At 64.4% G+C, this 13,173-nt stretch carries 8 protein-coding genes, 2 tRNA genes and 2 rRNA genes (1 of these 12 running past the window's edge); 1 reads left to right on the forward strand and 11 read right to left on the reverse strand.

Annotated elements, in window-relative coordinates; all coding sequences use genetic code 11:
- Window positions 1-47: 47 nt before the first annotated feature.
- From ACFWZ1_RS15095 to ACFWZ1_RS15125, 7 genes are all read right to left on the reverse strand, one after another.
- Window positions 48-959 carry a septal ring lytic transglycosylase RlpA family protein gene (locus ACFWZ1_RS15095; RefSeq protein ID WP_439667045.1) on the reverse strand — a complete coding sequence of 304 codons (912 nt, stop codon included), beginning with the start codon at window positions 957-959 and terminating at the stop codon, window positions 48-50.
- Window positions 956-1,960 carry a lytic murein transglycosylase B gene (mltB, locus tag ACFWZ1_RS15100; protein WP_439667046.1) on the reverse strand — a complete coding sequence of 335 codons (1,005 nt, stop codon included), beginning with the start codon at window positions 1,958-1,960 and terminating at the stop codon, window positions 956-958. Before mltB ends, ACFWZ1_RS15095 begins: the two co-directional genes overlap by 4 nt.
- A gap of 91 nt (window positions 1,961-2,051) precedes the next feature.
- Entirely contained in the window at window positions 2,052-3,167 is a 1,116-nt protein-coding gene (rodA, locus tag ACFWZ1_RS15105; protein WP_231321712.1) for a rod shape-determining protein RodA, read from the reverse strand.
- Window positions 3,164-5,110: a penicillin-binding protein 2 gene (gene mrdA / locus ACFWZ1_RS15110; RefSeq protein ID WP_439667047.1), complete on the reverse strand. Its 1,947-nt coding sequence runs from the start codon at window positions 5,108-5,110 to the stop codon at window positions 3,164-3,166. The genes rodA and mrdA overlap by 4 nt, the downstream gene beginning before the upstream one ends.
- Window position 5,111: 1 nt before the next feature.
- Window positions 5,112-5,597 carry a rod shape-determining protein MreD gene (gene mreD / locus ACFWZ1_RS15115; protein WP_231321716.1) on the reverse strand — a complete coding sequence of 162 codons (486 nt, stop codon included), beginning with the start codon at window positions 5,595-5,597 and terminating at the stop codon, window positions 5,112-5,114.
- The gene (mreC, locus tag ACFWZ1_RS15120) at window positions 5,594-6,535 is read right to left on the reverse strand and encodes a rod shape-determining protein MreC (protein ID WP_231321717.1); all 942 of its coding nucleotides are present in this window, start codon (window positions 6,533-6,535) and stop codon (window positions 5,594-5,596) included. Before mreC ends, mreD begins: the two co-directional genes overlap by 4 nt.
- Before the next feature lie 209 nt (window positions 6,536-6,744).
- On the reverse strand, window positions 6,745-7,791 hold the full coding sequence (locus ACFWZ1_RS15125; protein ID WP_091340706.1) for a rod shape-determining protein: 1,047 nt from the start codon (window positions 7,789-7,791) through the stop codon (window positions 6,745-6,747).
- Between the two features lie 243 nt (window positions 7,792-8,034).
- Here ACFWZ1_RS15125 and ACFWZ1_RS15130 point away from each other — a divergent pair, with 243 nt between their 5' ends.
- Window positions 8,035-8,967, forward strand: coding sequence for a carbohydrate kinase family protein (locus ACFWZ1_RS15130; RefSeq protein ID WP_231321718.1), 933 nt, complete (start codon window positions 8,035-8,037; stop codon window positions 8,965-8,967).
- A 776-nt stretch (window positions 8,968-9,743) separates the two neighbouring features.
- Here the strand turns inward: ACFWZ1_RS15130 and rrf are convergent.
- The 4 genes from rrf to ACFWZ1_RS15150 form a co-directional block, all read right to left on the reverse strand.
- A 5S ribosomal RNA gene (gene rrf, locus ACFWZ1_RS15135) occupies window positions 9,744-9,857 on the reverse strand.
- A gap of 114 nt (window positions 9,858-9,971) precedes the next feature.
- Window positions 9,972-12,850 (reverse strand): 23S ribosomal RNA (locus ACFWZ1_RS15140).
- Window positions 12,851-13,075: 225 nt separating this feature from the next.
- Window positions 13,076-13,151: transfer RNA gene (locus tag ACFWZ1_RS15145), tRNA-Ala, on the reverse strand.
- A 14-nt stretch (window positions 13,152-13,165) separates the two neighbouring features.
- Window positions 13,166-13,173, reverse strand: a tRNA-Ile gene (locus ACFWZ1_RS15150) (it continues 69 nt past the right edge of the window).

A 13,173-nucleotide genomic window follows, 5' to 3' on the forward strand; every position in this document is an offset into this window, starting at 1 on the left:
CGTTTCTGTGGCCGGCGCCCCGCGCGCCAGCGCGAAAAATGCATCGCTCAGTCTACCGCGACCTGCGGTCGGGGGAGGCCGAGCTCTTCGATCTGGTCGGTCACGCGGTCGGCCTGGTCGACGTCGTCCAGCGGTCCCACGCGCACGCGGCGGATGTTGTGTCCGTTGACCTCCACATCGGTCACCTGCACCGGCGCCAGCCGGGCCGAGCGCAGCCGTGTGGCCACGCGGTCCGCGTTCGCCAGGTCGGAGAATGCGCCCACCTGCAGCCAGATGGCCGGGTGGGCGCTACCCGATGGGACCGCCGCTTGCGCGGTCAGTTCCTCGGCCGTCCCATCGTCGTCCCGATGAGCCGGGTCGATCGCGCGCACTTCGACCAGGCCGGTGCCCTTGGGCCAGATGCCGATCTTGACGGCGGCCGCGTAGGACAGGTCGATCAGCCGGTTCTCGTGGAACGGCCCGCGATCGTTGATGCGCACGATGACGCTCTTGCCGTTTTCCAGATTGGTCACGCGCGCGTAGCTGGGCAGCGGCAGCGTCTTGTGCGCAGCGCTGAAGGCGTACATGTCGTAGTTCTCCAGGCTGGAAGTCTTGTAGCCGTGGAACTTGGCGCCGTAGAACGAGGCGATGCCGCGCTCGTCGTAGCCACGCGCATCGGAGAGCACGCGATAGGTCTTGCCGAGCACGGTGTAGGGCGACTTGTTGCCATAGAGCGAGCGCGGCTCGATCCTGGGCACCGGCTCGGGAATCCGGCTGACGTCGATCGCCGGCGGCACGCTGTCGTCGTTGTCGCGATAGCGGCTGGACTGCGGGCGGCTGATGTCGTCGCGGAAGCCGCCATGGCGGCCTTCCGCGCGCGGACCCGCTACCTTGCCGCCATGCGAGGGCCGCGGATGCGAACCGCCGCACCCGGCCAGCGCCAACGCGACTATCGCCAGGACGCCAGCGCGCCAGCTCACGGCACGGCATCCGCCGAGCGCACGCCCGCGGCAATGCCCTCAGCCAGCTGGTGCACGGCCAGGGCATACAGCGGGCTCTTGTTGTAGCGGGTGATCACATAGAAGTTCTGGAAGGTGAACCAGTATTCGGGGCCGTTGCCGCCTTCGAGCGCCTGCAGGCTGGTCATCCGGCCCGGATCGAACGACTCCAGCGGCGCGTAGCCCCAGGCCTCCAGTTGCTCCAGTGGCCAGCGCGGCTGCGGGTCGGGGACGTCCAGCGTCCTCGGCGCCGTGTCCGGCTGCGCCCGCGCGGCGACCGGGCCGCCGCGCTCCCAGCCGTGGCCGGCGAAATAGTTGGCGACGCTGGCCAGGATGTCCGGCAACGAACCCTGCATGTCGATGTGGCCGTCGTGGTCGCCGTCCACGCCGAAGTCGCGGATGCTGGAGGGCATGAACTGGCCCCAGCCCTGCGCGCCGGCGTAGGAGCCGGTGAGCGTGTCCAACGGACCGGCCAGGTGGTTGGCCGGCAGCTCCAGCAGCACCTTCAGCTGCTCGCGGAAGAACTTCGCGCGCGGCGGGTAATACAGGCCCAGCGTGACCAGCGCATCGAGCACCTTGTACTTGCCGGTGTTGCGGCCGTAGAAGGTTTCCACGCCCAGGATGGCCACCAGGTACTCGGGCGCCACGCCGTACTGCCCGGCGATGCGCTCGATCAATTCGCGATGGTCGCGGTAGAAGGCCACGCCCTCGTCGATCCGCTTGGGCGTGATGAAGATCGGCCGGTAGTCCTTCCACGGCTTCGCTTCGGCCGGGCGGTTCATCGCGTCGATGATCGACTGCTGCATCTGCGCGCCACTGAGCAGCGCATTGAGTGTGGCCGGGTCCTTGCCGGTGTCGCGCGCTACCTCGCGCACCAGTTCGGCCTGGCCGGGATGGACCGTTTTCTCGGCGTGCACCGGCGCGACGGCCAGCAGGAGGGCGGCGAGCACGCCGGGCAGGCGGCACGAGCGAAGAAGAGACATGGGGAACACCGCGCGGATCGACATCGCACCCAAGCCTATCACGCGTGCACGGCCGATCCGGGGCCGAACCGGGGCGACAGGGTGACGCCGCTCAGTCATGCATCTTGCGGTTGGCGTGGATCGACATCAGCACGCCGAAACCGCTCAACAGGCTGACCGCCGAGGTGCCGCCGTAGCTGACGAACGGCAGCGGCACGCCGACCACTGGCAGCATGCCGGCGATCATGCCGCCGTTGACGAAGACGTAGACGAAGAAGCTCATCGCGATCGCGCCGGCGAGCAGGCGTGAATAGGTGTCGCGCGCCTCCATCGCGATCCACAGGCAGCGGCCGATGATGAAGGCGTACAGCGCCAGCAGGCAGACCACGCCGACCAGGCCGAATTCCTCGGAGAACACGGCGAAGATGAAGTCGGTGGTGTGCTCGGGCAGGAAGTCCAGCCGCGACTGCGTGCCATGCGTCCAGCCCTTCCCGAAGACGCCCCCCGAACCCACCGCGATCTGCGACTGGATGATGTGCCAGCCATTGCCCAGCGGATCGGCCTCGGGATTGAGCAGGGTCAGCACGCGATCGCGCTGGTACTGATGCATGAAATGCCAGCCCACCGGCACCATGCCGGCGGCGATGCCCAGCAGCAGGCCGATGCGCCACCAGGCGACGCCGGAGAGGAACAGCGCGAACGCCCCGGCGGCGGCCACCAATAGCGCTGTTCCCAGGTCGGGCTGCTTGGCGATCAGCCCACCAGGGATGGCGATCAGCAGGCCGACCACGGCCATGTCCTTCCAGCTCGGCGGCAGTTGGCGCGGGTGCAGGTACCAGGCGGCCATCATCGGCATGGTCAGCTTGAGCAGCTCGGACGGCTGGAAGCGCATGAAGCCCAGGTCCAGCCAGCGGTCGGCGCCACGGCCCTCGCCCAGCAGCGCCACCACCACCAGCAACGCGGTGCTGCCGGCGTAGAGCCAGGGTGTCCAGCTGCGCAGCACCGTGGGCGGGATGCGTGAGATCAGCAGCAGCAGCGCCGCGCCGAGCACGAACCGCGCCGCCTGGCCGCCGACCAGGCCCAGGTCGCCGCCGCCGGCGCTGTACAGGGTGACCAGGCCGACCGTGGCCAGCGCCAGCAATCCCATGGCCAACGGCAAATCGATCCGCGGCCGGGTCAGGATGCGGCGCAGGAAACGGCGCATGCGCGCGTAGAGCATTCCGATCATGGCGTGGTCCCGCCCTCGGCCGGCACCGGCATGTCTTCAGGCTGGTCGGGCGCCGGGGGTGCCGGGGCGGCCGCCGGCGGCTGAGATTTGACCGGTGCGCCACCCTGCGTGGCAAGCCAGGACTCCATCACCGTACGCACGATCGGGCCCGCTGCTTCGGCACCCCACGCACCGGCCTCGAGCATGGCGACCACCGAGATCTTCGGGTCGTCCGCCGGCGCGAAGGCCTCGAACCAGGCGCGATGGCGCGCGGCAAGGTAGGCGGTGTTCTTGTTGGTGTCGTAGGCCGAGGACGTGCGCGAGAAGCGCTCGGCCGTGCCGCTCTTGCCCGCGACCACCAGCGGAAAGCCGATGAACTGCTTGGCGCCGGTGCCGCTGGTCACCACCGCTTCCATGCCTTGCTTGATCACGTCCAGGTGGGCCGGATCGGTCACCAGCGAGGGGCCGGTCGGCGGGTTGGGCAACGGCTGTCTGGGGGCATCGACGCCATCCTGGGTCGCCATCACCAGCCTGGGCGCACGCGGGATGCCCTTCCCGGCCAGGATCGACACCGCATGCGCCAGCTGCAATGGCGTCACCGCCCAGTAGCCCTGGCCGATGCCGGCGATGATCGTTTCTCCCGGATACCAGGGCTGGCGCGAATGCGCCATTTTCCAATCGCGCGAAGGCAAGACGCCGTTCTCCTCGCCGTCGAGGTCGATGCCGGTCTTTCGGCCGAAGCCGAAGCGCCCCATCCAGTCGCTCAGGCGGTCGATGCCCAGGTCCAGCGCAAGTTTGTAAAAGTAGGTGTTGGTCGATTTCTCGATCGCCTTGACCATGTCGACCACGCCATCGCCACCGCGCTTGTCGTCGCGGTAGCAGCGCGAGGCCCCGGGCAGGCAGAACTCGCCCGTGGACAGCACCGTATCCTCCGGCCTGCGGACGCCGTAGGCCAGACCGCCGAGGGCCAGGAACGGCTTCACCGTGGAGCCGGGCGGATACACGCCACGCAGCGCGCGGTTGTACAGCGGCTTGTCCGGCGCGGTGGTCAATGCCTTGTAGTCGGCACTGCTGATGCCGTTGACGAACAGGTTCGGATCGAAGCTCGGCACGCTGACCATGGCCAGGACCTGGCCGTTGCGCGGATCGATCGCCACGGCGGAGCCCGCTCGACCGTCGAACGCGGCCATGGTCGCCTTCTGGATGCGCACGTCGATCGAGAGATAGAGGTTCTTGCCGGGGACCGGCGCATGGGTTTCGAGCACGCGCTGGGTGCGGCCGTCGGCGTTGACCTCGACCAGTTCATAGCCCGGCGTTCCGTGCAGCACATCCTCGTACGAGCGCTCGATCCCGCTGCGGCCGACGTGGCTGGTGCCCTGGTAGCGGTCCGGGTCCAGGCGCTTGAGATCGTCCGCATCGATGCGGCCGACGTAGCCGATCACGTGCGCGAACAACTCGCCGTAGGGATAGTGGCGGGTCAGGTAGGGCACCACGTCCACGCCCGGGAAGCGCCAGCGGTTGATCGCGAAGCGGGCGATGTCGTCCTCGGACAGGTGCATCTTCAAGGGGACGTTCTCGAAGCGACGGCTCTGCTTCAGGCGCTTCCTGAAGTCGGCGACGTCGTCCGGGTCCAGCGGCACCACCGCGCCGATCTGCGCGAGCATGGCACTCATGTCCGGCACCTGCTCGGGTACCACCTCGAGCCGGAATGCCGGCACGTTGTCGGCCAGCAGCACGCCGTTGCGGTCGTAGATCAGCCCACGTGCCGGCGGGATCACCTTCGGCTTGACGCGGTTGTTCTCCGAGCGGGTCACGAACTCGTCGTGGCGCATCACCTGCAGGTAGAAGAAGCGCCCGGACAAGGCCATCAGGCCCAGCACGATCAGGGCGAATCCGACCAGCGAGCGCCGCTGGAAAAGCGCCGCCTCGCCGCGGGGATCCTTCAGTGCGCGCCGCCTCTTCATTTCATTGCAGGCGCAGGCGCATGCGCAGGTCATCCAGCAACAGGAACACGAATGGCCAGAGCGCCGCGCCGACGAACGGCGAGATCCACCAACTCGCTGGCGGCAGCGCGTCGCCGGCGAACACCCGCACGATCGTCAACAGGATGCGATCGTTCAGCAGCAGCGCGAGCACCGCCAGGGTCTGCTGCCACATCGGAAAGAAGCGCAGTCGTGAGCGGAAACGCAACGCGATGAAGACCAGCGCGGTCAGGCGCAACGCCTGTTCACCCAGCAGCACGCCATCGAGCAGGTCGGCCGCCAGACCCATCGTGAAAGCCAGGCCGAGCGTCACCCGCTCTCCCGATTCCAACGACCAGTACAAGAGCACCAGCGCCGGCCAGTACGGCTTGAACGGCTCGAGCACGTCCGGCAGTGGCACCAGCATCGACAGCAGAGCGATCACCAGCGTGCCGATGAACCACCCGAGGGCCAGGCGCTGCCGGTTCATGGCTGCCCCTTCGCCGGCGGTGCGGCCTTGGTGGCCTCGCCGGTGCCCGCGGGTGCGAGGTCAGCCGGAGGTCCCGCCGGCCGGACGGGCTCGGGCGGCCCGACCGGTTCGGCCTGGTCGTGCAGCAGCAGCACGTCTTCGCTGCGGCTGATGTCCGCACTGGGTTGCGCCTGTGCTTCCAGGAACATGCCGGTGGCCGCGGGCGCCACGCGGGTGACCGCGCCGACCGGGAAGCCCGGCGGGAAGCGCCCGCCCAGGCCGGAGGTCAGCAGCCGGTCGCCCTCGTGCACATCGGCCGCCATCGGGATGGTCGGCAGCACCAGCCGGTCGCCATCGCGCGAGCCATAGGCGATGGTGCGCAAGCCGGTGCGCTCGACGGTCACCGGCAACGCATTGTTCGGGTCGGTGATAAGCATCACCACCGAGGTCGTCGGCAGCGTCTGGATGACCTGCCCCATCACGCCGCGCGCATCGATGACCGGCTGCCCTGGCTTGACGCCATCGCGGGCGCCCACGTTCAGCAGCAGGCGATGGCGGTAGGCGCCCAGGTCGACGCCGACCACGCGGGCCAACTGGACGTTGAGCTCAAGGCTGCGCTGGGTATCGAGCAGCTCCTTCAGATGCTGGTTCTGCTGCGCCACCGCCGCCATGCGGTTGAGCTTGGCGTTGGCCAGCAGCAGGTCCTCGCGCAGGCGCTGATTCTGGTTGGTCAGCCGCTGGCGGTCGGCGAAGGCCACCGAGAGCGTGCGCATCCCTTCCACCGGCAGGCCGGCGAGGCGATACAGCGGCTCGACCGCCACGGCGGCGCCGTAGCGGATGCGCCACATCCAGCCATTGCGATGGTCGAGCACCATCAGCACCATCGCCAGCGCGAGGTAGCCGATCAGCCGCAAGGTGCCGGTGGACCCGGCGAACAGGGGCGAGGATTCCTGGCCCATCAAGAGAATCCGAAAAGGAAGGAGCGACGCAGACGGTCGCCATCAAGCGTGGCAGAAGGCACCGGCATGGCACAACGGATTTGCCACCCTCCATCGCGGAGGGGGCCGGGGACGGGCGACCGGATCGGTCTCAGTCCCATGTCGTCGAACACACCTCGCGTTTCCCCCGTACAGGCCGCGACCGCCGCGTGCAGCGGCCCGGCCATGCCTCACTCCGGCGCGAAGAAATCGCTGCCGTGCTGGTCGATCAGTTCCAGCGCCTTGCCGCCGCCACGCGCCACGCAGGTGAGCGGATCATCGGCAACCTGCACGTGCAGGCCGGTTTCCTCGGAGATAAGGCGATCCAGGTCCCGCAGCAGCGCGCCGCCACCGGTCAACACGATGCCACGCTCGGCCACGTCCGAGCACAGCTCCGGCGGGGTCTGCTCCAGCGCCGACTTGACCGCCGCCACGATGCCCGACAGCGGCTCGTGCAGCGCCTCGAGCACTTCGTTGGAGTTGATCGTGAACATGCGCGGCACGCCCTCGGCCAGATTGCGACCGGAGATCTCGATCTCCTTGACGTTGCTCTGGGGGAAGGCGCAGCCGATCTCCAGCTTGATCCGCTCGGCGGTGGACTCGCCGATCAGCGTGCCGTGGTTGCGGCGCACGTAGTTGATGATCGCCTCGTCGAACCGGTCGCCGCCCACGCGCACGGACTGCGAGTAGACGATGCCGTTGAGCGAGATCACTGCCACTTCGGAGGTGCCGCCGCCGATGTCCAGCACCATCGCGCCGCGCGCCTCGTGCACCGGGATGCCGGCGCCGATCGCCGCGGCCATCGGCTCCTCGATCAGGAATACGTCGCGGGCGCCGGCGCCCTCGGCCGATTCCTTGATGGCGCGACGTTCAACCTGGGTCGAGCCGCACGGTACGCACACCAGCACGCGCGGGCTGGGACGCAGCATGCGCGACTTGTGCACCTGCTTGATGAAGTGCTGCAGCATCGCCTCGGTCATGGTGAAGTCGGCGATGACGCCGTCCTTCATCGGGCGCACCGTGGCGATATTGCCCGGCGTGCGGCCGAGCATGCGCTTGGCGTCGCCACCCACGGCGGCCACCGTGCGCGGGCCGCCCGGACCGCGATCCTGGCGGATCGCCACCACCGACGGCTCGTTCAGGATGATGCCCTGCCCACGCACGTAGATCAGCGTGTTGGCGGTGCCGAGGTCGATGGAAATGTCGTTGGAAAAGATGCCGCGAAACTTCTTGAACATGAGGCCTGGCGCGCCGGCTGGAAAAGGAAAAAGTAAGCGCGTCAGTCTAGTGAGCGGGTTCTACCCACGCAAGCGCGAAGAAGTTAAGAAAGCCTTGTAGAACGCGATGATGCGCGCATTTCCTGAGCCTCGCCGCCGCTTCCACCGACAAGCGACTGTCGCCTTGGGCGAAGCGTCGCGCTACGATTGCAGGGTTTGCCGGACGACGTCCCGTCCGCGCCGCTCACTGGGGTTTGATCGAACATGTCAGCCGTCATCTGCGGTTCGCTGGCCTACGACACCATCATGGTGTTCCCGGACCAGTTCAAGAACCACATCCTGCCGGACAAGGTCCACATTCTGAACGTCTCCTTCCTCGTGCCGCAGATGCGTCGCGAGTTCGGCGGCTGCGCAGGCAATATCGCTTACAACCTCAAGCTCCTGGGAGGCGACCCGTTGCCGATGGCGACGGTCGGCCAGGACTTCGGGCCCTACCGCGAGCACATGATCCGTTGCGGCATTCGCCTCAATGGCGTGCGCGTGTTCGAGGACCAGTTCACTCCGCAGTGTTTCATCACCACGGACCTGGACAACAACCAGATCACCGCCTTCCATCCCGGCGCCATGTCCAGTTCGCACCACAACCACGTGGGCGACGTGGCCGATGCGCAGTTCGGCATCGTCGCGCCGGACGGAAGGGAAGCGATGCTGCAGCACACCGAGGACTTCGCGGCGCACGGCGTGCCTTTCATCTTCGACCCGGGCCAGGCGATGCCGTTGTTCACCGGAGAAGAGTTCCGCTCGATGATCGGCAAGGCCAACTACGTCATCGTCAACGACTACGAATCGCAGCTGCTGCAGCAACGCACGGGCTGGAGCGCAGAAGAGATCGCCAGCCGCACCCAGGCGTACATCGTGACCTTGGGACCGCGCGGATCGTTGATCCACACTGGCGGAGAGGTCATCGAGATCCCGGCGGCCCGGGAACGACAGGTGATCGATCCGACCGGCTGCGGCGATGCGTACCGGGCAGGCCTGATCTTCGGCATCATGCGCGGCTACGACTGGCCCACCATCGGCCGCATGGCGTCTCTGATGGGCGCGCTCAAGGTCGAGCATCCGGGCACGCAGAACCAGCGCTTCACCTACGACGAGTTCGCCGAAGCGTTCCGCGAGCAATTCGACTACGCGCTTTGAGTCTTATCCGGCGCGCGGCACCATCCCCGCGCCGTAGGCCACCACGCCCAGCAAATCCATCCACGGCACCGCAACCACGCGGGGCAGCCAGCGCTGCTCCCAAGCGTGACGGAGCGGTCAGGTCATAGGTCGCTCGCCCTAATCTCAACTCGCTTACGAGCCTTTCCTGCGCCCGATCCGTGGGGTCCTCGACGCGCCTTTGCGACTGCGCTCCGCTGGCGCCTGTTGGAAACGGCGAAGACGCGACAACAACGTCCACCCGCAGGCATGGCGCGAGCAGTCGCCCCGCGGTCCTGCAGGAGCGCACCTGTGCGCCCTATTGATGGAGGGGGGAAAACGCATTGGATGCGCGGAACGTCCGTGTAGGGACCCGGTCGCGGTGTGCCGTCCATCGACGCGCCGGCCAAGCGGTGCGCCTCCTGTTCCGACCTTCGATGTTGGCGGTGGGATTGCCCGCCGGCTGACGGCCGCGACCACGCCCGCCGGTCAAATGCTGGTGCGCGACGACGGCCAGTGAGGGATGGTGGCCGGTAGTGGTAGCCGGGTGCATGGCGGTCGCGCCCAAGGGCGCTCCTACAGGGGTAACGGTCCCGACATCGGTGGGCCGGATGCCTTGGCAACGATCGGCGGTGGCGTCCGACGCGCGCCGGTCGCGCATGCGGTCGGGACCGTTGCAGGACCGTGCGAACCATTCGCAGGTGCGCCTGAAGCGCCGCAGGAAACGCAGGCAAAGAAAAACCCCCACCGTTGCCGGTGAGGGTGTTTCAGGATAAAGCCCCTGGCGGTGACCTACTCTTGCATGGACAAGCCACACTACCATCGGCGCGGCTGCGTTTCACTTCCGAGTTCGGGATGGGATCGGGTGGGACCACAGCGCTATGGCCGCCAGGGAAGGGGTTGAAGCAGCGCTATCAAGCGCCGGCTTCAAAAGGGGTAAACGAGTGACAAGCGAGTTGGTGAATCGAGATGTATCGGCAAAGACATTCGAAGCGTCTTGGGGTTATATGGTCAAGCCGCACGGCGCATTAGTACGCGTAAGCTCAATGCATTGCTGCACTTCCACATCGCGCCTATCAACCACCTAGTCTTGATGGTGCCTTAAGGAGAGTCAAGCTCTCGGGAGATCTCATCTTGGGGCGTGCTTCCCGCTTAGATGCTTTCAGCGGTTATCACTTCCGTTCGTAGCTACCGGGCAATGCCTCTGGCGAGACAACCCGAACACCAGCGGAACGTCCACTCCGGTCCTCTCGTACTAGGAGCAGCCCCCCTCAAATCTCCAACGCCCACGACAGATAGGGACCGAACTGTCTCACGACGTTCTGAACCCAGCTCGCGTACCACTTTAAATGGCGAACAGCCATACCCTTGGGACCGGCTACAGCCCCAGGATGTGATGAGCCGACATCGAGGTGCCAAACACCGCCGTCGATATGAACTCTTGGGCGGTATCAGCCTGTTATCCCCGGAGTACCTTTTATCCGTTGAGCGATGGCCCTTCCATACAGAACCACCGGATCACTAAGACCTACTTTCGTACCTGCTTGATCCGTCGATCTTGCAGTCAAGCACGCTTATGCCTTTGCACACAGTGCGCGATGTCCGACCGCGCTGAGCGTACCTTCGTGCTCCTCCGTTACGCTTTGGGAGGAGACCGCCCCAGTCAAACTACCCACCATACACGGTCCCTGACCCGGATTACGGGCCTAGGTTAGAACGTCAAGCACTTCAGGGTGGTATTTCAAGGATGGCTCCACGCAAACTGGCGTCTGCGCTTCAAAGCCTCCCACCTATCCTACACAGAAGAACTCAACGTTCAGTGTAAAGCTATAGTAAAGGTTCACGGGGTCTTTCCGTCTTGCCGCGGGAACGCTGCATCTTCACAGCGATTTCAATTTCACTGAGTCTCGGGTGGAGACAGCGCCGCTGTCGTTACGCCATTCGTGCAGGTCGGAACTTACCCGACAAGGAATTTCGCTACCTTAGGACCGTTATAGTTACGGCCGCCGTTTACTGGGGCTTCGATCAAGAGCTTCGCCTTGCGGCTGACCCCATCAATTAACCTTCCAGCACCGGGCAGGCGTCACACCCTATACGTCCACTTTCGTGTTTGCAGAGTGCTGTGTTTTTGATAAACAGTCGCAGCGGCCAGGTTACTGCGACCCATCAGAGCTCAGTCACGCACGTGACCACCCCGATGGGCGCACCTTCTCCCGAAGTTACGGTGCCATTTTGCCTAGTTCCTTCACCCGAGTTCTCTCAAGCGCCTTGGGATTCTCACCCTGCCTACCAGTGTCGGTTTACGGTACGGTTTTTCTTAAGCTGAAGCTTAGTGGCTTTTCCTGGAAGCGTGGTCTCAGTCACTTCGCCCAATAGGGCTCGTCTCGGTGCTCGGCATAGAGAATCCCGGATTTGCCTAAGATTCATGCCTACCGCCTTTCCCCCGGACAACCAACGCCGGGTAGACCTAACCTTCTCCGTCCCCACATCGCACTTAAGAAAAGTGCAGGAATATTAACCTGCTTCCCATCGACTACGCATTTCTGCCTCGCCTTAGGGGCCGACTCACCCTGCGCCGATGAACGTTGCGCGAGGAAACCTTGGGCTTTCGGCGTGGGGGCTTTTCACCCCCATTATCGTTACTCATGTCAGCATTCGCACTTCCGATACCTCCAGCAGACCTCTCGATCCACCTTCGCAGGCGTACGGAACGCTCCTCTACCGCGCACACAAAGTGTGCACCCCGAGCTTCGGTGTCTAGCTTAGCCCCGTTAAATCTTCCGCGCAGACCGACTCGACCAGTGAGCTATTACGCTTTCTTTAAAGGGTGGCTGCTTCTAAGCCAACCTCCTGGCTGTCTATGCCTTTCCACATCGTTTTCCACTTAGCTAGAACTTGGGGACCTTAGCTGCGGGTCTGGGTTGTTTCCCTTTTCACGACGGACGTTAGCACCCGCCGTGTGTCTCCCGGATAGTCTGTCCTGGTATTCGGAGTTTGCCATGGTTTGCTAAGTCGCGATGACCCGCTAGCCATAACAGTGCTCTACCCCCAGGAAGATTCGTCCGAGGCGCTACCTAAATAGCTTTCGAGGAGAACCAGCTATCTCCGAGTTTGTTTAGCCTTTCACTCCTATCCTCAGCTCATCCCCATCTATTGCAACAGATGTGGGTTCGGTCCTCCAGTGCGTGTTACCGCACCTTCAACCTGGCCAAGGATAGATCACTCGGTTTCGGGTCTACTGCCAGAGACTATGCGCCCTATTCAGACTCGGTTTCCCTTCGCCTCCCCTAGACGGTTAAGCTTGCCACTGACAGTAAGTCGCTGACCCATTATACAAAAGGTACGCAGTCACCCTTGCGGGCTTCCACTGCTTGTACGTATACGGTTTCAGGGTCTATTTCACTCCCCTCTCCGGGGTTCTTTTCGCCTTTCCCTCACGGTACTAGTTCGCTATCGGTCAGTCAGGAGTATTTAGCCTTGGAGGATGGTCCCCCCATGTTCAGACAGGGTTTCTCGTGCCCCGCCCTACTCAATTTCACGCACGGTGCCCTTTCGCGTACCGGGCTATCACCGTCTATGGCAGACCTTTCCAGGTCCTTCCACTAAAACACTGTGCGCTTTTGGGCTGCTCCGCGTTCGCTCGTCGCTACTTACGGAATCTCGGTTGATTTCTTTTCCTCCGGGTACTTAGATATTTCAGTTCCCCGGGTTCGCTCCGTACACCTATGTATTCAGTGCACGGTACCGCCTAAGCGGTGGGTTTCCCCATTCGGACATTGCCGGATCAAAGCTTGTTGCCAGCTCCCCGACACTTTTCGCAGGCTGCCACGTCCTTCATCGCCTCTGACTGCCAAGGCATCCACCGTATACGCTTGGTCGCTTGACCATATAACCCCAAGTCGCCTCGGGGCCGATCCCTTGTGGGGATCGATGCCAAACAACGCATTCGTTGCCTTAACTTGTTTCGACACATCTCGGTTCGGTTTCGAACCAAAACGCTTGTCACTCGTTTACGTTTTCAAAGAACACCACGCCGGCCTCAGCGCCGGTTGGCTTCAAATCAATCTTTGTGTGCGCTGCTACACATCCAAAAAGCGGTCGTGCCAGGTACTGGTGGAGCCAGTCGGGATCGAACCGACGACCCCCTGCTTGCAAAGCAGGTGCTCTCCCAGCTGAGCTATGGCCCCGTAAAACCATGTGGTGGTGGGT

Origin of the sequence: Frateuria sp. GZRe14 (assembly GCF_051900395.1) — a bacterium.
Classification (GTDB): Bacteria; Pseudomonadota; Gammaproteobacteria; order Xanthomonadales; family Rhodanobacteraceae; genus Frateuria_A; species Frateuria_A edaphi.

Coding starts and splice junctions, on each gene's coding strand:
- mrdA (WP_439667047.1), bottom strand. CDS start 5,110: ATGAAGAGGCGGCGCGCACTGAAGGATCCCCGCGGCGAGGCGGCGCTT.
- mreC (WP_231321717.1), bottom strand. CDS start 6,535: ATGGGCCAGGAATCCTCGCCCCTGTTCGCCGGGTCCACCGGCACCTTG.
- ACFWZ1_RS15125 (WP_091340706.1), bottom strand. CDS start 7,791: ATGTTCAAGAAGTTTCGCGGCATCTTTTCCAACGACATTTCCATCGAC.
- ACFWZ1_RS15130 (WP_231321718.1), top strand. CDS start 8,035: ATGTCAGCCGTCATCTGCGGTTCGCTGGCCTACGACACCATCATGGTG.
- rodA (WP_231321712.1), bottom strand. CDS start 3,167: ATGATCGGAATGCTCTACGCGCGCATGCGCCGTTTCCTGCGCCGCATC.
- mltB (WP_439667046.1), bottom strand. CDS start 1,960: ATGTCTCTTCTTCGCTCGTGCCGCCTGCCCGGCGTGCTCGCCGCCCTC.
- mreD (WP_231321716.1), bottom strand. CDS start 5,597: ATGAACCGGCAGCGCCTGGCCCTCGGGTGGTTCATCGGCACGCTGGTG.